Origin of the sequence: Lysobacter sp. CA196, assembly GCF_052078695.1 — a bacterium.
Taxonomy (GTDB): domain Bacteria; phylum Pseudomonadota; class Gammaproteobacteria; order Xanthomonadales; family Xanthomonadaceae; genus Lysobacter.
On sequence record NZ_JBQJIN010000007.1, the window covers coordinates 188525 to 202496 of the forward strand.

General features: G+C 68.6%; 16 protein-coding genes. 9 read left to right on the forward strand and 7 right to left on the reverse strand.

The features are described 5' to 3' along the window. Positions 1-18: 18 nt before the first annotated feature. Positions 19-1068 carry a pyridoxal-phosphate dependent enzyme gene (locus ACTOWK_RS09355; protein WP_441329900.1) on the reverse strand — a complete coding sequence of 350 codons (1050 nt, stop codon included), beginning with the start codon at positions 1066-1068 and terminating at the stop codon, positions 19-21. Between the two features lie 127 nt (positions 1069-1195). Further along, positions 1196-1669: an Lrp/AsnC family transcriptional regulator gene (locus ACTOWK_RS09360; protein WP_441329901.1), complete on the reverse strand. Its 474-nt coding sequence runs from the start codon at positions 1667-1669 to the stop codon at positions 1196-1198. Positions 1670-1784: 115 nt separating this feature from the next. Between ACTOWK_RS09360 and ACTOWK_RS09365 the strand changes: the two genes are divergently transcribed. The 3 genes from ACTOWK_RS09365 to ACTOWK_RS09375 all read left to right on the forward strand — a co-directional run bounded on the left by ACTOWK_RS09365 (position 1785) and on the right by ACTOWK_RS09375 (position 4514). After that, a complete protein-coding gene (locus tag ACTOWK_RS09365; protein WP_441329902.1) occupies positions 1785-3200 on the forward strand; it encodes a M20/M25/M40 family metallo-hydrolase in 1416 nt (471 codons plus the stop codon). Between the two features lie 58 nt (positions 3201-3258). Further along, positions 3259-3876, forward strand: a complete 618-nt coding sequence (locus ACTOWK_RS09370; protein ID WP_441329903.1) for a glutathione S-transferase family protein — start codon at positions 3259-3261, stop codon at positions 3874-3876. 197 nt (positions 3877-4073) lie between these two features. Then, positions 4074-4514, forward strand: coding sequence for a hypothetical protein (locus ACTOWK_RS09375; protein ID WP_441329904.1), 441 nt, complete (start codon positions 4074-4076; stop codon positions 4512-4514). A 22-nt stretch (positions 4515-4536) separates the two neighbouring features. Here ACTOWK_RS09375 and ACTOWK_RS09380 read toward each other — a convergent pair whose 3' ends face one another. The 3 genes from ACTOWK_RS09380 to ACTOWK_RS09390 form a co-directional block, all read right to left on the reverse strand. Further along, positions 4537-5382, reverse strand: coding sequence for a sterol desaturase family protein (locus ACTOWK_RS09380; RefSeq protein WP_441329905.1), 846 nt, complete (start codon positions 5380-5382; stop codon positions 4537-4539). Continuing rightward, positions 5382-5891: an SRPBCC family protein gene (locus tag ACTOWK_RS09385; protein ID WP_441329906.1), complete on the reverse strand. Its 510-nt coding sequence runs from the start codon at positions 5889-5891 to the stop codon at positions 5382-5384. The genes ACTOWK_RS09380 and ACTOWK_RS09385 overlap by 1 nt, the downstream gene beginning before the upstream one ends. A 121-nt stretch (positions 5892-6012) precedes the next feature. After that, positions 6013-6693, reverse strand: a complete 681-nt coding sequence (locus ACTOWK_RS09390) for an SIR2 family NAD-dependent protein deacylase (protein WP_441329907.1) — start codon at positions 6691-6693, stop codon at positions 6013-6015. A 306-nt stretch (positions 6694-6999) separates the two neighbouring features. Here ACTOWK_RS09390 and ACTOWK_RS09395 point away from each other — a divergent pair, with 306 nt between their 5' ends. After that, a complete protein-coding gene (locus tag ACTOWK_RS09395) occupies positions 7000-8499 on the forward strand; it encodes an amidohydrolase family protein (RefSeq protein ID WP_441329908.1) in 1500 nt (499 codons plus the stop codon). 76 nt (positions 8500-8575) lie between these two features. After that, positions 8576-9220, forward strand: a complete 645-nt coding sequence (locus ACTOWK_RS09400) for an HAD family hydrolase (RefSeq protein ID WP_441329909.1) — start codon at positions 8576-8578, stop codon at positions 9218-9220. A 19-nt stretch (positions 9221-9239) separates the two neighbouring features. On the opposite strand, the gene ftrA is transcribed toward ACTOWK_RS09400, so the two are convergent. Next, positions 9240-10241 (reverse strand): transcriptional regulator FtrA, encoded by a 1002-nt coding sequence (gene ftrA / locus ACTOWK_RS09405; RefSeq protein ID WP_441329910.1) that lies wholly within the window; start codon positions 10239-10241, stop codon positions 9240-9242. A gap of 99 nt (positions 10242-10340) precedes the next feature. Here ftrA and ACTOWK_RS09410 point away from each other — a divergent pair, with 99 nt between their 5' ends. The 4 genes from ACTOWK_RS09410 (at position 10341) to ACTOWK_RS09425 (ending at position 13314) form a co-directional block, all read left to right on the forward strand. Next, complete coding sequence (locus tag ACTOWK_RS09410) at positions 10341-10745, forward strand: rhodanese-like domain-containing protein (protein ID WP_441329911.1); 405 nt, start codon at positions 10341-10343, stop codon at positions 10743-10745. A 428-nt stretch (positions 10746-11173) separates the two neighbouring features. Continuing rightward, the gene (locus ACTOWK_RS09415) at positions 11174-11599 is read left to right on the forward strand and encodes a RidA family protein (protein ID WP_441329912.1); all 426 of its coding nucleotides are present in this window, start codon (positions 11174-11176) and stop codon (positions 11597-11599) included. Positions 11600-11802: 203 nt separating this feature from the next. Further along, on the forward strand, positions 11803-12357 hold the full coding sequence (locus ACTOWK_RS09420) for an HD domain-containing protein (protein WP_441329913.1): 555 nt from the start codon (positions 11803-11805) through the stop codon (positions 12355-12357). A gap of 75 nt (positions 12358-12432) precedes the next feature. Continuing rightward, entirely contained in the window at positions 12433-13314 is an 882-nt protein-coding gene (locus tag ACTOWK_RS09425) for an aldo/keto reductase (RefSeq protein WP_441329914.1), read from the forward strand. A 120-nt stretch (positions 13315-13434) separates the two neighbouring features. On the opposite strand, the gene ACTOWK_RS09430 is transcribed toward ACTOWK_RS09425, so the two are convergent. Next, on the reverse strand, positions 13435-13971 hold the full coding sequence (locus tag ACTOWK_RS09430) for an SRPBCC family protein (RefSeq protein WP_441329915.1): 537 nt from the start codon (positions 13969-13971) through the stop codon (positions 13435-13437). Position 13972 lies beyond the last annotated feature (1 nt).

The following is a 13972-nucleotide window of genomic DNA, read 5'->3' on the forward strand; positions in this document are numbered from 1 at the left end:
CGCTCCTGCAGTGCAGCGTCAGTCGCGCAGCGCGGCGTCGCCTTCGCTGATCACCAACAGCACGCGGCTGTCGCCGCCGAGCGCATGCGCCGCGCGCAGCTCGGGATCGGCCGATGCGCGCAACAGCCCGGCGAGCCCCGCAGCGCCGGAGGCGGTGCTGTGCGGGCCGCCGGCTTCGCGCAGTGCGGTCACGGCGAGATCGAGCATCGCCTCGTCGACACCGATGCCGCGCGCATCGTGGCGCAACAACACCGCCAAGGCCGGCGCCGAAGCCAGCCCGCAGGACAACATCCCGGCGGCGGTATCCAGGTCGCCGTCGATCGCCACCGGTGCGCCGGCCTGCAGGGCGCGGGTCACGCAGGCGGCCGAGTCGGGCTCGACGACCACGATACAGGCCGATGCGCGCAACTGCGTGCGCAGACCTTCGGCCATCGCCGCGGCCAGCCCGCCGACACCGGCCTGGATAAACGCATGGCTCGGCGGACCGCCGGCGTGGTCGGGCCATTGCCCGGCGAGTTCGCGCGTGAGCAGGCCATAGCCGTGCATGACGTCGGCGACCACGGCGTCGCCGGGATCGCTGGCGGTGTCGGCGATCAACACGCCGTCGCCGCGAGCCGCCATCGCCGACGCGGCGAGGACGGCATCGTCGTAACTGCCGTCGATGCGCACGACCTTGCCGCCGAGTGCGGCGATGCGCGCGGCGCGCGGTTCGTCCACCGCCGCCGGCAGATACACCGTGGCATGGGCGCCCACGCGTTGCGCCGCCGCGGCAACGGCGAGGCCGTGGTTGCCGTCGCTGGCGCAGAGCAGTCGCATCGGCGCCGGGCTCTGACGGCAGTGTCGTTGCAGGGCGTCGAGCGAATCGGCGCCAGTGACGCGGGCGAGGGCGCGCAGACCGGCGGTCATGCCGCCGAGCGATTTGAAATTGCCGAGCGGCCGTTCGTTCTCGGCCTTGGCGTAGACGCGGGCGACGCCGCAGCGGCGCGCCAACGCCGGCAGTTCCAGCAAGCGGGTCGGGCGGTAGTCCGGCCACAGTTGCGCCGGGTCGATCAGCCAGGGGGAGGTCATGGCGCCAGTGTGGCGTCGGCCGCGCGTCGTTGCGCCGCGAATCGGCGCGACGGATGCGGCCAAGCCGCGCATCGGCGCCGGCGATCGCGGCACGACGGGCCCGGCCTGCGAACCCGGTACGCAGTCGTTACTCGTCGTCGAGCGCGACCGGAATCGTCAGGCCGCGCTTGACCAGGCTCAGCGCGACGTTGGTGGTGAAGCGCTTGATGTTCGGGTTGTCGCCGACCATGCGGATCATCAGCGCGTCGTAGCTTTCGGTGTCCGGCGCGGTCACCACCAGCACGAAGTCGGCTTCGCCGGTGACGTAGAAGACTTGCTGCACCTGTTCCTGCCCGGCCAGCCACTTACGCAATTGCGCCAGCAATTCGGGGCGCTCGCGTTCGACCTGCAGGGCGACGATGAAGAAGGTCGGTTTGCCGACCTGCCTGGGGTCGACCACCGCCGCCTGGCGCACGATCACGCCCTGCTCGCGCATGCGCCGCAGGCGCCGCTGGATCGCCGACGGCGACAGCGCGACCTGTTCGGCGAGGTGCTCGGCGGTCTGGCCGGCGTCTTCCTGGACCAGGTTGAGCAATTGGCGGTCGAATCGGTCGAGTTTCATGGTCCCGGCATCTTAGTGGGCGAGTGCGCGGAAAAACCGCAAGCGGCGCGGACCGATCGCGGCGAAAGCGCAGGGCCGCGCGGCTAGCATTTTCGCCTCATCCCGAGGCGACGTCATGGATTTTCCGAAGCTGCAGCAATTCGTCGATCGTATCTGGCAGGCCGACATCCTGCCGGCGTTGTGCGAGGACATCGCCATCCCCTGCGAGTCGCCCGCCTTCGACCCGGACTGGGACGCGCACGGCCATATGCAGCGCGCGGTCGAGCTGATGACGGGCTGGGCGCGCGAGCGCCTCGCCGCGGTGCCGGGCGCCAGCGTCGAGGCGCTGCGCCTGCCCGGGCGCACGCCGACGATCTTCATCGATCTCCCGGCGACCGGCGCCGGCACGCCGGTGTTGATCTACGGCCACCTCGACAAACAGCCGCCGATGGCCGGTTGGGCCGCCGGCCGCAGCGCCTGGGCGCCGAGCATCGAGGGCGAACGCCTGTACGGGCGCGGCGGCGCCGACGACGGCTATGCCATGTTCGCAGCGATCGCCGCGGTGCTGGGGCTGCGCGAGCAAGGCCTGGCGTATCCGCGCTGCAGCCTGCTGATCGAAGCCAGCGAGGAATCCAGCAGCATCGACCTGCCGGCCTACATCGATCATCTCGCCCCGCGCCTGGGCGAGCCGGGCCTGATCGTCGCGCTCGATGCCGGTTGCGGCAACTACGAGCAGTTGTGGACGACGACGTCGCTGCGCGGACAGGTCGCCGGCACATTGAGTGTGCGCGTGCTCGACGAAGGCGTGCATTCCGGCGACGCCTCCGGGATCGTGCCGTCGAGTTTCCGCATCGCGCGGCGCTTGTTGTCGCGACTCGAAGACGCCGGCAGCGGCGAGGTCGTCGCCGATTTCCAGACCGAGATTCCGCCTGCGCGCCGCGCCCAGGCCGAGCTCGCCGCGACGGCCTTGGGGCAGGGGCTGGTCGACAGTTTTCCGTTCCATCGCGACACCCGGGCGGTCAGCGAAGTGCCGGCCGAGCTGGCCCTCAACCGTGCCTGGCGTGCGCAACTGGCGGTCACCGGGCTCGACGGTCTGCCGGACGTGGCCCGGGCTGCGGCGGTGATGCAGCCGTACACCGCGCTCAAGCTCAGCCTGCGTTTGCCGCCGACGCTCGACCCCGCGGTCGCGGGGCAGCGTTTGAAGGCGCTGCTCGAAGCCGACCCGCCGTACCGCAGTGAGGTCTCGTTCGCGATCGATTTCGCCAGCCCGGGCTGGCATGCGCCGGCGGTCGCGCCGTGGCTCGAAGCCAGCCTGGAACGCGCCTCGCTGCAGGCCTTCGGCCGCGGCAGCGCCTTGATCGGCGGAGGCGGCGGGATTCCGTTCCTGGCCATGCTCGGCGAGCGCTACCCGCAGGTGCAGTTCGTCGTCACCGGGGTGCTCGGCCCGCAGTCCAACGCGCACGGCCCGAACGAATTCCTGCACCTGCCGACTGCGCGCCGGATCACCGCGGTGGTCGCGTGTTTACTGCACGATGCCGCTGGGCCGCGCTAGGCATCGATCGTCCGCGCCGCCAATGTCTTCTCTTCCGTATTCCCGCAAAGGTCCCGCCATGCAACTGCTCTATCAGACTCATTCGCCGTATGCGCGCAAGGCCCTGGTGTTCGCTCACGAAGCCGGACTGGCCGAGCGCATTGAGGTCGTGCATCACGAGACCAGCCCGACCCTGCGCAACGAAGCGGTGTATGCGCAAAACCCGCTCGGCAAGGTGCCGGTGCTGATCCGCATCGGCGAACCGGCGATCTTCGATTCCGACATCATCTGCGCCTACCTCGATACCTTGCACCACGGCCGGCCGCTGATCCCGGCGCAGGGCGAGGCGCGCTGGCATGCGCTGCGTTTGCAGGCGGTCGCCCAGGGCCTGGCCGATGCCGGCATCAAGGTGCGCTGGGAAACCGTGCGCCGCCCGGAAGCCTTGCGTTATCCGGCCTTGCGCGAGGGTTACACCGAGAAACTGATCGAGAGCTACGACTGGCTGGAACAGCAGCTGGACGCCGATGCGCCGCTGCACGTCGGCCATATCGCCGTCGCGACCGCCTTGAGCTGGCTGGAATTCCGCGAGTTACCGGACTTCCGCGAAGGGCGCCCGCGTCTGGTGGCCTGGTTCGACGCTTTCGAACAGCGCCCCTCGATGCGCGCCACGCCTCTGTCCGGCGACACCCACGATTGAGTGCGAGCCCTGTTGCCCAGGCTGCGTGGCCTGCGCCGCGCCGCGACCGCGTTCGCTCAGGTAGGCGCGGCGGTCGTCGCGCCGGACAGGGGAGCGCGGATGCCGGCGGCTGGATGCATCGGCCGGTTTCGTGCTGCGAACCGTTCTTTCCTGTCGACCCGGCCGCGCCATCGCGGCGTGCGACCAGGAGCGAAACCATGCAGAAGATCTTCGGCGGCCTGATCTCGGTGATCCTGCTTGGCGTCTACGTGCACCTCATCACCGTGGCGGTGGAAGTGGTGAACTGCGGCACCGCGGCCAACTGCACGGTATTCAACGACGGCATGGCCCAGGCCTTGTCGGTGATCGGCGGCCTGGTATCGGCGCTGGTCATCGCCGAACTGGCGATCGCCAAGCCGGGCGAAGCGCCGGGTGCGCGGGTGCTGGATACCGGTGCCTCGGTCGGTGCGGTGCGCACCTTGACCATCGTGTCGGTGCTGTTCGTGCTGGTCTGGATCGGCGCGGGGCTGACCGCCTTCATGGTCGGGCTGTATCACCCCAAGGCGTTGCCGGTGCTGACCAACCACGGCCAGGCCTGGCTCGGCCTGGCGGTATCGGCGGCCTACGCCTATTTCGGACTGTCGCCCGGCGGTCGTTGAGCGGCGCGCGCTAGAGCGCCCCTCAGTCGCGCGGCTGGGTATGCGACAGCGACCGCTCCGGCGGCCCGAATAGTTGCCCGACCACGCCGCGCAGGCCGCGTGCGCGCCAGGCGTCGCCGAACATCGCGACCCATTCGTGGAAGGTCAGCCGGATCGGGTTGTGCCCGCGCACCTGGCCGACGATGCCGTACTCGCAGGGCACGTCCGCGTCTTCCTCGGTGTAGGTGCCGAACAGTTTGTCCCAGACGATCAGTACGCCGGCGTAGTTGCGGTCGATGTACTGCGGGTTGCGCGCGTGGTGGACGCGGTGATGCGAAGGCGTGTTGAAGATCTTTTCGAACCAGCCGAGCTTGCCGACCGCCTGGGTGTGCACGAAGAACTGGAAGCCCAGGTTGATCGCGACCACCGCGACGATGAGGCGCGGTTCGAAGCCGATCCAGGCCAGCGGCAACCAGAACAGCCACATGCCGGAAATCGGGTAGGTCAGGCTCTGCCGGAACGCGGTCGACAGATTCAGTCGCTCCGAGGAATGGTGAGTGACGTGCGAGGCCCACAGCCAACGCACGCGGTGGCTGCTGCGGTGGAACCAGTAGTAGAAGAAATCCTGGGCGACGAAAAGCGCGGCGATGGTCCACCACGACGCCGGCGGCAATTCGAACAGACGATGGGCGTAGACCGCGTAGTACAGGCCGATCACCAGCAACCAGGCGACCGCATCGCTGGCCTGGTGCATCAAGGCCAGGGCCGCGTTCGAGAAAGTGTCGCGCAGGCTGTACTGCTCGGGCCGGCGCTTGCGCCAGTACCAGGCTTCGAGGCCGATCAGCGACAGGAAGACCGGCGCCATCGCCAGCAGTATCCACTCCTGCATCAATCGCGCTCCTGCCGCCAGGCGGCTTCCAGGGATTCGGCCATGCGCTCCAGGCATTGCCGCATCGCGACCTGCATGAAGCCGTGCAGCAAGGGCCAGGCGAACGGCCAGGCCAGGGCGTTGGTCAGCTCGAAGTCGTAACGCCAAAGCACGCACGTAGAGGTCGGCGTGCCGGCCGAGCGCTCGATCGATTCGGCGGCGAAGGTCCAGTCGGCGTGGGCCTCGCGTGCGAGCCAGGCCAGCGGCCCGCGGAACCCGCTCAAGGTATAGGCATGCCGGCGTGGCGGATCGAAAACGGTGATGCGCTCCATCAGGCGGGAGCCGTCCTGGTTCTCCAGGGTGCGCATGCTGCCGACCGCGGACGGCGCCAAGGGAGTGATGCGTCGCAGGCCCGGAATCGGGCCGTAGCCTTCGAACAACGCCGGAAAGCGTTCGGGGTCGAGGGCCAGCGCGAACACCGCCTCGGGCGTGGCGGAGATGCTGCGTTCGGCGAGTAGGGAGACGCGCATTCAGCGAGTCTAGAAGGTCGCGCGCGACGAATCCATACGCTGGCGCAGGTTCTGCGTGAGCGGTCGCGATTCCCTGCCGGGCGGGGCGGTGAGGGCCCGGCGGCCGGTTATCGGCTCGCGCTCAGCGCAGCCACTTCTCCACCAGCGGCGGCACCACTGCGGTCGCGGTGCCCTGCAGAAAGCGATAACCGCGCGGCACCTCCTGCAGATCGGGCGAAACGAAGCAGCGTTCGGCCGAGAACGGGGCGTAGGCGACCAGGCCGGCGGCCGGGTAGACGCTCAGCGAGGTGCCGATCGCCAGTACCTTGGCCGCGGTGGAAAAATGCGCCTCGGCCTCGTCCATATGACGCACGGCTTCGCCGAACCAGACCACGTCGGGGCGCAGCTGGCTGCCGCGTTCGCACAGGTCGCCGAGTTCGATCAGCGGACGCTTCAGCGGGTAAATCCGCTCCGGCGCGATGGTGTTGCGCGCCTTGAGGATTTCGCCGTGCACGTGGACCACCGTGGACGAGCCGGCGCGTTCGTGCAGGTCGTCGATGTTCTGAGTGATCACCACGACCTCGTACTTCTCTTCGAGCCGGGCGATGGCGAGATGGGCGGCGTTCGGTCGCGCCGCGAGCACGCCCTTGCGGCGCTCGTTGTAGAAGCGCAGCACGGTGGCCGGGTCGCGCTGCCAGGCCTGCGGCGAGGCGACGTCTTCGAGGCGGTACTCGTGCCAGAGCCCGCCCATGTCGCGGAAGGTCTTGAGCCCGCTCTCGGCGCTGACGCCGGCACCGGTAAATACGACGATCTTGTCTTTCACGATGCGGCCCGCACGGTCGGGGCGGCGTGTCCGCTGCGGCGAAGCGGGGAGAGAGCGTGCTGCATGGCTGGAACCTGTTGCCGGAAATGAGGTAAGCGGATACGAGGATAGCCGAGGCCGCCGGCCGGGATGGCCGCCGCGGCCGGGGCGAAGCCTTGCGGATGCGGTCGGACAAATCGGCACCGCGCGCTTTCAACCCTGGCGCCGGTTCGCGCATCTGTGGCTGGGCGTGGACGGGGCCGGTCCGCATGCGAGCCATAACCATCGTCGAGGGCCATCGGCACGAGATCGAGTCAGGAGTCGGGAATGATCGCTTACCTGTTGGCGTTGACCCTGGGCGCGCAAAGTCCGGCCGCGGATGCGGCGTCTGCGGCCGGCGCTTGGCTGGTCGCCGACGTCAGCGTGATCCCGGCCGATACCGACGAAGTACTGAGGCACCGCAACGTGCTGATCCGCGATGGCCGCATCGTGCGGATTCTGGCGCCGGGCGCGAAGGCGCCAGTGAGCGATGCCGATGCGACGATCATCGACGGACGCGGCAAGTACTTGGTGCCCGGCTTCGTCGATGCGCACGTGCACATCGCCACCGAGGGCGCGATCCGCGACAGCAAGGACCCGGTGATCTCCACGCTCGAGCTGGGCCAGGCACACGGTTACGACCGCCAGGTGATGCTCGGCTTCCTCAAGGCCGGCGTGACCGGTGCGGCCAACCTCGGCGGCAGCGCGCGCAGCGACGAAGACCTGCTGTGGCTGCGCGGGGAGATCGCCGCCGGCCGCATCGCCGGCCCGCAGCTGTATGTCGGCAAGCGCATCAATGGCCCGCGCGTCGCGGTCGCGCTGCAGCCGGCCTCCACGGTACCGGCGTCGAAGCCGGAGGCGCCGACCACCGCGGCCGACGGTGCTGCGGCGGTGCGCCAGGCGCGCGAGCGCGGCTACGACTTCATCAAGCCCTATCAATTCCTCAATCGCGAGACCTATCGCGCGGTCGTCGACGAAGCCCGGCGCCAGGGCATGGTCACTACCGGCCATCTGCCCGAGCTGGGCTGCGCGAGCTGCGCCGACCGCGCCTTCGCTTTCGCCCATCCGATGGACAACATCGCTCACAGCGAAGAGCTGACCCGTTTCGCGCGCATCGGCAGCGATCTGTCGCCGCAGGATCTCGACGCGCTTGCCGATGCGGTCGCCGAGCGCAAGATCGCGGTCACACCGACCCTGGTGACGCTCAAGACCATCGTCGGCATGTACGTGCAGCGTGCGGTGCCGCCGGTGCCGGGCGATTGGGCGACGCGCGTCGATCCGGTCACCCGCCTCGACTGGGCGCCGCCGGCCAATCGTTATCTGAGCCAGGCCTTCCGCGACCAGGACGGCGCCGATACGTTCTCGGCCGGCTACGATTTCGCCCGCGTGCTGACTCGCCAGTTGTGGAAGCGTGGCGTGCCGCTGACGGTCGGCACCGATGCGTCCCTGCCGGGCTTGGCCTTCGGCGTGTCGGTGCAGCAGGAGATGATCGAGCTGCGCGAGGTCGGCCTGCGCCCGATCGACGTGCTGCGCGCGGCCTCGATCAACGCGCACCGTCTGTTCGACCCCAAGGCCGGCAGCGGCGCCGTGCGCGAGGGCGAACGCGCCAACCTCGTCTTGCTCGACGCCGATCCGCTCGCCGACATCCACAATGTCGCCAAGATCGCCGGCGTGTTCACCCAGGGGCGTTGGTGGCCGATGGCCGAGATCGACCGCCGCCTGGACGAGGGGCGCGCCTTCGAGCAGGCATTGTCGCGGCAGATCCAGGCGCACAAGGCGGGCCATTGATCGGCGCGGCTGTGTTCGGTTGCGGCTGACTTTCGGCGTGGCTGACTTTCGTTGTGGGCTTGGGCAAGATCGCGGCATGAGTCACGACGAGCTGGCTACGCTCCCCAATCCGCGCTATCGGGTGTTGTTGCTCGATTTCGACGGTGTGCTGCGGCAGTGGCCGGACTGCGACGACGCGATCGAGATCGCCCACGGCCTGCCGGTCGGCAGCCTGCGCCGCATCGCCTTCGTCCCTGCCTTGTTGGACCAGGCCTTGGCCGGGCGCATCACCGACGAGCAATGGCGCGAACAGGTGGCCGAGCGCTTGCGCGCGACCTATCCCGGCAGCGCGGCCGAGGCCGCGGTCGGGCAGTGGTCGCAGCCCTGCGGACAGCTCGACACCGAGGTCATGGCCTTGCTCGACGCCTGCCGCCCCGATCTGCGTCTGGTGCTGGTCAGCAATGCGACCACGCGACTGGCGCGCGATCTGCAGACCCTCGGCCTGAGCGAACGCTTCGACGCCGTGGTCAATTCCAGCGAGCTCGGCATGATCAAGCCGGAGCCGGAGATCTTTCGCGCCGCCTTCGCCCGCGCCGGCGTCGAGGCGCGGCAGGCTTTGTTCGTCGACGACGACGCGGACAACGTCGCCGCCGCGGTGGAGCTCGGCGCCCACGGCCTGCGCTACCGCGACTGTGCGGGCTTGCGCTCTTGGCTCGAGGCGGCCGACGCCTTGCGCGACTAGCGCGGCGGGCGAGGGCGACTTACCGATTCGACGCCGATGCAGCGTCGCGGGCGAAACGTTCGCGGTAATCGCGCGGGCTCAGCCCGAGTTTGCGGCGGAAGTGATGGCGCATGGTGATGGCGCTGCCGAAGCCGGTGCGGCCGGCGATGCGGTCGATCGCCAGGCGGGTGGTTTCGAGCAGTTCGCGCGCGCGGTCGACGCGCGCCTGGATCAGCCAGTCGGCTGGGGTCATGCCGGTGCTCTGTTTGAAGCGGCGCATGAAGTTGCGCTCGCTCATCGCGGCCATGCCGGCGAGCACCGCCACCGGCAGCGGCTCGGCGAGCTGCTTGCGCATGCGTTCGAGCAAGGGCGAGAGCGCGTTGCCGGCCTCGCGCTCGATCGGGCGGTCGATGTACTGCGCCTGGCCGCCCTCGCGATGCGGCGGGATCACCAGGCGCCGGGCGACGTGATTGGCGATCTTCGTCCCCCAGTCGCGACGCACCAGGTGCAGGCACAGGTCCAGGCCGGCGGCGCTGCCGGCCGAGGTCAGCAGCGTGCCTTCGTCGACGTACAAGGCATTGGGGTCGACACGGATGCGCGGATAGCGTGCGCGCAGCGCGTCGACGTAGCGCCAGTGCGTGGTCGCGCGGCGGTCGTCGAGCAGCCCGGTCGCGGCGAGCGCGAACGCGCCCGAGCAGATCGACAACAGGCGCGCGCCGCGTGCATGCGCTTCGCGCAGGGCTGCGACAATCGGCGCCGGCACCGGTGCATCGATCGAACTCCAGCCGGGAATGACGACGGTGCCGGCGCGGACCAGTCGATCCAGCCCGGCATCGGCGGAAATCTTCAGCCCGTATTGGCCGCGCAAAGGACGACGTTGCGCGGCGCAGGTCTCGAAGCGGTACCAGCCCGCGCCGAGCTCGGGCCGCGCCAAGCCGAACACCTCCGCGGCGCAAGAGAATTCGAACGCGCACAGTCCGTCGTAGGCGAGCACAGCGACGCGCGGATCGGCCGGTCCGGAGCGGGGTTTCGACTTCGGCATGATCTGATCGATGCTTGGCATTCCTGCCAATAGTGGCCGGCACCGGCCGCGCCGACAATGGCTGCACCTCCCCCCCCCCCTCGTTTCCTGGAACCCGCCATGCGCAACGCCGTCACCGAGATCCCCGCCGCCGCGTCCGAGCTGGCCTTGCAGCACTTCCAATCACAGTTCGCCTTCGAGACCGATTGCTGGGACACCCACGAAGCCTTGCAATCGGGCGCGCCGGGTTTCGTCCTGATCGACGCGCGCAGCCCCGAGCTTTACGCCAAGGGCCATCTGCCCGGTGCGATCAGCCTGCCGCACCGCAAGATCATCGCCTCGAAGATGAGCGCGTACCCGTCTTCGACCCTGTTCGTGGTTTATTGCGCCGGCCCGCATTGCAACGGCGCGGCGCGCGCAGCGGTCCGGCTCGCCGAGCTCGGGCTGGCGGTGAAGCTGATGAGCGGCGGCGTCACTGGCTGGGTCGACGAAGGCTTCGCCTTAGCTGTCGGCGACAGGCCTTGAGCCTGCCGGTCGGGATACAGGCTTGCGTTGGCGACGCTTCTTGCTGAGGCAGACCGCAGTCCCACGTCCCCCACTCCCTCCCCCTTTGAAAAAAGGGCGGCAGGGGGATTCGCTCTTGCTCTTGCTTTCATCTCATCGTGCAAAGCAAATCCTCATCGCACCAGTTCATCGGGCTTCGTGCATCTCGGGCGTGAGCCCCCTTTGTCAAAGGGGGCGGATAACGCGCGTGCTTCGCTGATGTCAACCGCCGGTGCAAGCCGATGATCACGCTGCCGAGATAAGCCGAGTGGCGACCCGCCTGCGATGTCACAGGCCCGATGCAGTGGATCGTCATGGATATAGAGCGCGTCGAACCGACGCATCGGCCGTTGCATTGAATATGGCGGCGACCGGCCTCAGCTCGATAACCCCACATCGAAGGAATCGCAATGAACGCTGCAAACCCGAAGCCGGCCCTCGTACTCAGCAACCCGGCCGGTCTCTATGATCCCGCTCCCAACGGTTACTCGCACGTGGCCGAAGTCGCCGGTGCGGTGCGCTGGGTGTTCGTCGCCGGGCAGGGCGGCGAGACCGCCGACGGCGCTCTTGCCGACGATTTCCGGGCACAAGTGCGTCAGGCCATGAGCAACCTGGTCACCGCCCTGGCGTCGGCCGGCGCATCGTCGTCGGACGTGGTCAAGCTGACCGTGTTGATCGTCGATCACAGCGAGGCCCGGCTGCACGTATTCGGCGCCGAGCTGGCCGCGGCCTTCGGCAGCGAGCATCGCCCGACCTGCACCCTGATCCCGGTGCCGAGGCTGGCGCTGGACGGCATGCTGTTCGAGATCGAGGCGCTCGCCGCAGTCGCGGTGTAAGCGTAGCAGAGGCACCGAGGTCCCCGTCGCGAAAGACACCGGGAACGGTGCGGCCGCAGCGGTCTATAATGGCCGCGGCGGCCGTGCCGGTTCGCAGCCCGCGAACGACCCGTCGCCCCCCTCTCCAATTCTCGCCGCTTGTTGCCGTGCAGCCGATGCTGCGTGGCGCGGAGCGCTGCACGGAGACTTGCAAGGAGCAGCTCATGCACACGACCCATGGATTACTGATCCGCGCCGCCGCTTTCGCGGCCGAGCGCCACCGCCATCAGCGCCGCCGCGATGCCGAGGCTTCGCCTTACATCAATCATCCCATCGCCCTGGCCGACGTGCTGGCCAACGAAGGCGGCATCGACGATACGACGGTTTTGTGCGCGGCCTTGCTGCACGACACGGTCGAGGACACCGAGACCAGTGCGGCCGAGATCGAAGCGCTGTTCGGCGCACGCGTCGCCGCCATCGTGCTGGAAGTCAGCGACGACAAATCCCTGCCCAAGGCCGAGCGCAAGCGCCTGCAGATCGAACACGCGCCGCACTTGTCGCGCGAGGCCCGGCTGATCAAGCTGGCCGACAAGATCTGCAACCTGCGCGATCTGCTTGCGCAACCGCCGGCGGACTGGCCGGCGCAGCGCAAGCAGGCGTATTTCGATTGGTCGGCGCAGGTCGTCGCCGGTGTGCGCGGCGTCCATCCGGGCCTGGAGGCGGTGTTCGACGCGGTCCATGCGCGCGCGGGCGAGTTGAGCGAACGCCAGCCGGCCTGATCGCCGCTGCGACGCGGGCTTCTGCCGCCGCGGGCGACACCCTAGACTGGGGTCTTTCGACTTCGGCCCCCGCCCATGTCCCATCCGGATCCGTTCCTGTCTCCGATCGTCGCCGGCGCCTGGCGCATGGCCGAGTGGAACTTCGATGTCCAGCAACGCCTGCATTGGATCGGCGCGGCCCTGGATCTCGGCATCACCAGCTTCGACCACGCCGACATCTACGGCGACTACGGCGTCGAGGCCTTGTTCGGCGAAGCCCTGGCGGCGAGTCCCGGATTGCGCGAGCGTATCCAGATCGTCAGCAAGTGCGGGATCAAGCTGACTTCGGCGCAGCGCCCGTCGCACCGGGTCAAGTCCTACGACACCTCGCCTGCGCATGTGGTGGCTTCGGTCGAGAATTCATTGCGCGCACTGCGCACCGATTACCTCGACCTGTTGTTGATCCACCGCCCCGACCTGCTGATGGACGCCGATGCGCTCGGCCGCTGCTTCGACGAGCTCAAGGCGGCCGGCAAGGTGTTGCAGGTCGGCGTGTCCAACCATTCGCCGTCGCAACTGGCGCTGCTGCACTCGCGGCATTCGCTGGCGACCCACCAGATCGAACTCTCGCCGCTGCATCTGGCGGCGCTGGACGACGGCACGCTCGACCAATGCCAGACCCTCGGGATACGGCCGATGATCTGGTCGCCGCTCGGCGGCGGACGCTTGTTCGGCCAGGGCGACGCCCAGGCCATGCGCGTGCACGAGGTGTTGGCCGCGCTCGGCGAGCGCTATGGCGTCTCGGTGGCGACGATGGCCTATGCCTGGTTGCTGCGGCATCCGTCGCGGCCGTGGCCGATCACCGGCAGCGGCCGCGTGCAGGGGCTGCGCGATGCGGTGGCGGCGCTGTCGATCGAACTCGATGCCGAAGACTGGTATCTGATCTGGCAAGCCGGCGCGGGCCGCGAGGTCGCCTGATCTGGACTCGGTGTTCGGGCTCGATATCCGGGCTCGATCCGATCCTCTCGCACAACGACGAAGGCCGCATCGCTGCGGCCTTCGCTGAAGTTTTCGGTTGATCAACCCGGTCGTTGCGATTCACCCGCGCGGTTGGCTTTCGGCGACGGCCTTGAGTTGCCTGAGGCCGTCCTCGAACTGAGCGCCGACGATCTTGTCCATGTTCATGAACAAGCCGAACGCCTTGAACAGGAAGTTGCGCTCGCCGCTCATCGACCAGGTGACCTCGGTCTGGTCGCCGACCGGCCGGAAGGCGAACTCGGCGAGGTTGATGGCCTGGAACGGTTTGCGGAAGGCGAGCTCGATGCGCACGCGTTCGCCGGGCCGGCTTTCCAGAATCGTCGCGCAGCCTTCGCCGGCATTGTTGTCGCCGACCCAATCGTAGATCGCGCCTTCGACGGCCGGGCCCAGGTAGCTGCGTTGCAGGTTGGGGTCGAGCTTCTCGTATGGCGACCACGCCGTCCAGCGGCGGAAATCCTCGACCTGGGTAAAGGCCGCCGCCGGCGGCGCGTTGATCACGATGCTGCGGGTGATGCGGAAGTTCGACGGTTGCAGGGCGACCACGATCGCAAACACGACGAGGACGGCGGCGATGACGAGCAGGATGATCTTGAACATG